A 4326-nucleotide genomic window follows, 5' to 3' on the forward strand; every position below is an offset into this window, starting at 1 on the left:
GCCCGGCCCGTACCGCCTCCAGACCGGCGGCAAGAGCAGCCAGGTCATACGGCGCACCGTCCTCCCCCACCACCTCCATCCGGAACATCTCCCCACCCCGGAAGACCACAATGTGCCGCCCCGGCGCCACCCGCACCCGGTCCTGTTCCGCCCCCGGAATCCGCGTCGTGCCGAAGAGATACGCGTTCTGCACCATCGTCTGCGGCTGCCCCCGCAGCACCACCGGCTCCAGCGTGCCCTCATCGATCCGCCGCTTGTACGCGAGCGCCCCCGCGACGAGGCCCGCCGCACGCGCCACCTGCTCCTCCCCCGTGTCCTGGAAGAGGAAGAAGAAGTTCGCGTTCAGCGCGATCCGGTCGCGCCGGCCCAGATAGCGATACGGCCAGAAGGTGTCGAGCCAGCTGTGCACACCGGGCCCGGCGTCGTAATCCGCAAGCGCCTTGTGCAGCACAGGACCGGGCCCGGACGACGCCGCGAAGGCCGCCACCTCGGCTTCCGTAGTCGCGAGTTCCTCGGGGCTGAGCAGCGGGGCGCACCACTCCAGGAAGCGATCGCAGCTCTCCCGCAGCGTCGGCAGCGGCACCCGGGGCAGCCGGCCTTCTCCGGCGAAGGTCTGGCTGAAGGTCTGGCTGGTCGTCACGTACTTACTCTCCTGGTTCGTCGTGTGGTCGGGAGACGTAGAGCTGGGCGTAGAGCCAGCCTTCCGCCTCCAGGTCCTGCGCGTCCACGCCGGCGGCGGACATCGACTGCAGGACCTGAGTCTGCTCGTCCTCGGAGGCGAACCGCCGCTGTTTGAAGACGCCTTCGACCCGTGTCGTGCGATAGCCGAGGCCGGACAGGGTTCTGGCGATGGGCCGGAACGGGAACATGCGGAGGACGAAGTGCGCCATCCAGGGCAGCCGGCCGCCCTGCGCCTCGACCACGTGGGTGAGGGTGCGCTCGGTCACGTATCCGATGCACCCGGTCGAGACGATCAGATCGGCACCGGCAAGGCGGGCGCTCTGCAGGGGTGTCGGGGGCTGCCGCTCCAGGTCCGCGTGGACGGCGGCGTCGAGGAAGCCGGCCTGGCGGGCATACGTCAGGGCCTCGGCGGAGGCGTCGAGGCCGGTGAAGCGGACCCGCTGGCCCGGCTGGGCACGCCGACGGACGAACTCCCGGTCCAGCGGCAGGACATCAGAAGCCCGCGCATCGCAGTATCGGTCGTAGAGCTCGTCCATCGTGGCGTCGCACTTGAGCAGGGCAGCATTGATCCCGTACGAGCAGCCGATGTCGAGCACGCGGACCGGCCGCCCGCCGCCGCCGAGGAGCGAGCGTTCCTGGATCAGCTTGCTGAAGTACGGCTTGGCCAGCTGCGGAATGCAGTAGTCGAAGGTACGTAACACCCGGAAGTACGCGCGCGGATCAGGCTGCGTATAGATGTGATCGAAGGAGGCCTTTCCGGACACGACCCGCCCCCTCAGTCGAGCAGGCGGTCGGTGCGGACCGCCCGGTCCTCGGCGGCACGGTGCTCGGGGAGCACCCGCCCGAAGAGCTGCCGGGTGCGGGCCGCTCGGCCGATGACCCCAGGCCGCTCGCTGTACGCAAAGATCGCGGAATGACGGGCCGTCGCACCCCCGACAGGACTGACCCGGTGCAGGGCGTAACGCCCCTTGAAGAGCTGCAGATCACCGGGACGCAGCGCCAGACGATCAGGATCGCCGCGCCCCGCCAGCACCTCCCCGACCGCGGCGAAGTTCTCGTCCTCGGCGGACCGGATCCCCGGGCAGTACTCGAAGCCGCCGCCGTCCTCGGGCTGCTGGGTGAGGAGGCTGACGGTGTACTCGTTGGTGTCGAAGTGCCAGGGGTGCCCCATGCCGGGCTCGACGACGTTGAGGACGAGTCCGGAGAGCGGGTCGGCCAGCTCGTAGAGCCGGGGCAGCTCGAAGCAGGCGGCGATGAAGGACTGGAAGGCCGGGTCGGCGTAGAGCGTGGCGATGAGGGAGCCGGCGGGGATGCGGTCCCGGGCCACGAAGGCGTTGCCGCGCTCGAAGGTGATGCGGCCCGGGTGGCCGGGCGGGAGCGACGCGGCCTCGGTCACGTCGGTGTTGTAGACGTTCACCGTCTCGGCGGCGAAGTACGCGTGCGGCGCGATGGCGGCGCACTCGGCGCGCAGCGCTTCCTGGTGCGCGGGGCGTACGAAGTCCTTGAGCACGGTGCAGCCGGTGGCGCGGAGTTCGCGGCGGGCGCGGGTGACGACGGCGTCGTCGTACAGCGCGGTGTCGATGGCCGAGTGGTGGAGTGTCAGAACGTCTGAGGTGCTCATTCGACCCTTCTTCGGGTGCGGACGGTAACTCTACTGACGCGTAACGGAGTTGAAGCTCCCACACAGCGGGTGCAGCTGTCTGTGACACGCCACACTTATCCATGAGACTGCCCTTGTGACCCAACGCATGGAACTCGCCGCCCTGCTGGACCGCCTCGCCGTCGACGACCTCGTCTCCGCCTACGCCGCGGCCGTGGACTCGGGTGACTGGGAGGCCTACCAGCGGCTGTTCGCGCCCGGCGGCCGCGCCGACTACCGCGGTGCCGGCGGCATCGCGGGCCCCGCCGCCGAGGCGGCCACCTGGCTGTCCGAGGTGATGGGGATCTTCCCGGTACGCCAGCATCTGATCGTCAACCGCGTCACCCGGCTCGAGGGCGAGCCACCCGAGACCGCGATGGTGCGGGCGGACTACATCAACCCGATGCTGAGCAAGCGGAACGGCGCGACGGCACCGGACTTCGTCGCCGGGGGCACGTATGCCTTCACGGCGGTGCGGTCGGGGGACGGGTGGGCGCTGCAGGAGGTGGTGATCCGGGAGATCTGGCGGTGGGCGTGAGGAGTCAGCGGCCGCGCCCCGGCGTATAGCCCAGCACCCGCCGGAAGACGTCGACGAAGGCGCTCGGTGTCGACCAGCCGCAGCGCATTGCCACGGCCGTCACCGACTCCCCCTCCGCCAGCAGCCGCAGCGCCAGGTGCAGCCGGACCTGGGTCCGCCACTGCGGGAAGGTCATGCCGAGCTCGTCCCGGCACAGCCGCGACAGCGTGCGCCCGCTCGCACCCGCCGCCGCCGCGACCTCCGGCAGCGAGCGCGCCGGGTCCGCGTCGAGCGCCGCCGCGGCGTCGGCGAGGCGCGGATCGCGCGGGGCCGGGATGTGCAGCGGCTGCGCGGCGGTGGCCAGGCGGAGCTGGTCGAGCAGTACGGCCCGCAGCCGGCGGCGCTCCGGGGAGCCGGCCGCCGCCGTCTCCGCCGCCGCGGTCTCGGCCGTCGCGGTCTCGGTCGCCCCGCCCTCCGCGTACGCGATCAGCAGCTCGCGCAGCAGCGGGCTCACGGCGAGGACCGTGGGCTGGCTCAGCCGCAGCGGATTCGCGGACTGGAGGCCCACCGTGGTCAGGACCGTGCGCCCGTACGCGCGCGGCTCGTGGATCGCGCCCGCCGGGATCCAGATGGCGCGGCTGGCCGGGGTGACCCACACGCCGGCGTCCGTGGAAACGCTGAGCACGCCGCTGCTGGCGTAGACGATCTGGTGCTCGTCGTGGTGGTGCGGTCCGGTGCCGGTACCGCCGGGGAGCTCGCGGCTGGCGGTGGTGGCCACGGGGGTATGGCGGATCGCTGCGCGGGCAGTGTGGCGGATCTCCGACATAATCTGGCAGTTTACGGAAAGCCCGCCACGGGTCGCGCAGGCGACGATCGCAGCCATGAGAGCCTCACCGCGCGCCCGCCTCGCCGCCATGTCCGTCACCCACGCCGTCGACGACATCTACCAGGGCGCGATTCCCGCCCTCATCCCCTTCCTCGTTGCCGAACGGCAGTACACGTACGCCGCGGCCACCGGCATCACCCTGGCCGCGACCTTCCTCTCCTCGGTCGTCCAGCCGGCGTTCGGCGTGCTCACCGACCGGCGCCGGATGGGGTGGCTGGTGCCCGCGGGGGTGGTCACGGCGGGCGTCGGGGTCGGCCTCGCGGGGCTCTCGGCCACGTACGCGCTGACCTGGCTGGCGATCGCGCTGTCCGGCCTCGGCGTCGCCGCGTACCACCCGGAGGCGGCGCGGGCGGCGCGCGCTGCCGCCGGGGGCTCGGCGGGGGCGATGAGCTGGTTCGTGGTCGGCGGCAACCTGGGCTACGCGGTGGGCCCGCTGCTCGTGACCCCGGTGCTGGCGCTCGGCGGCCTGGGCGCGACGCCACTGCTCGCGATACCGGCGGTGGTCACAGGGGTGGCGCTGGTCGCCATGCGGAGCCGGACGGCATCCCGTCAGCCTCCCGCACCACCCGCTCTCGCCGGACCGCCCGCTCCCACCGCATCCAC

General features: G+C 72.0%; 6 protein-coding genes. 2 read left to right on the forward strand and 4 right to left on the reverse strand.

All coding sequences use genetic code 11. The features are described 5' to 3' along the window. The 3 genes from G5C51_RS40185 to G5C51_RS40195 form a co-directional block, all read right to left on the reverse strand. Positions 1-640: choline/carnitine O-acyltransferase (locus tag G5C51_RS40185; RefSeq protein ID WP_338118490.1), on the reverse strand; the 640-nt coding region annotated here is incomplete at its 3' end. A gap of 4 nt (positions 641-644) precedes the next feature. Then, complete coding sequence (locus G5C51_RS40190) at positions 645-1445, reverse strand: class I SAM-dependent methyltransferase (protein WP_165245604.1); 801 nt, start codon at positions 1443-1445, stop codon at positions 645-647. Positions 1446-1456: 11 nt separating this feature from the next. Then, the gene (locus G5C51_RS40195; RefSeq protein WP_165245606.1) at positions 1457-2302 is read right to left on the reverse strand and encodes a HalD/BesD family halogenase; all 846 of its coding nucleotides are present in this window, start codon (positions 2300-2302) and stop codon (positions 1457-1459) included. Positions 2303-2417: 115 nt separating this feature from the next. On the opposite strand from G5C51_RS40195, the gene G5C51_RS40200 reads away from it, so the two are divergent. Next, a complete protein-coding gene (locus G5C51_RS40200; protein WP_165245607.1) occupies positions 2418-2858 on the forward strand; it encodes a nuclear transport factor 2 family protein in 441 nt (146 codons plus the stop codon). Between the two features lie 4 nt (positions 2859-2862). Here the strand turns inward: G5C51_RS40200 and G5C51_RS40205 are convergent, their stop codons facing one another. Next, entirely contained in the window at positions 2863-3663 is an 801-nt protein-coding gene (locus G5C51_RS40205) for an AraC family transcriptional regulator (RefSeq protein WP_165245608.1), read from the reverse strand. Between the two features lie 55 nt (positions 3664-3718). On the opposite strand from G5C51_RS40205, the gene G5C51_RS40210 reads away from it, so the two are divergent. Continuing rightward, positions 3719-4326: MFS transporter (locus tag G5C51_RS40210; RefSeq protein WP_338118491.1), on the forward strand; the 608-nt coding region annotated here is incomplete at its 3' end.

The organism is Streptomyces coryli, assembly GCF_011044975.1.
GTDB classification, from domain to species: Bacteria; Actinomycetota; Actinomycetes; order Streptomycetales; family Streptomycetaceae; genus Streptomyces; species Streptomyces coryli.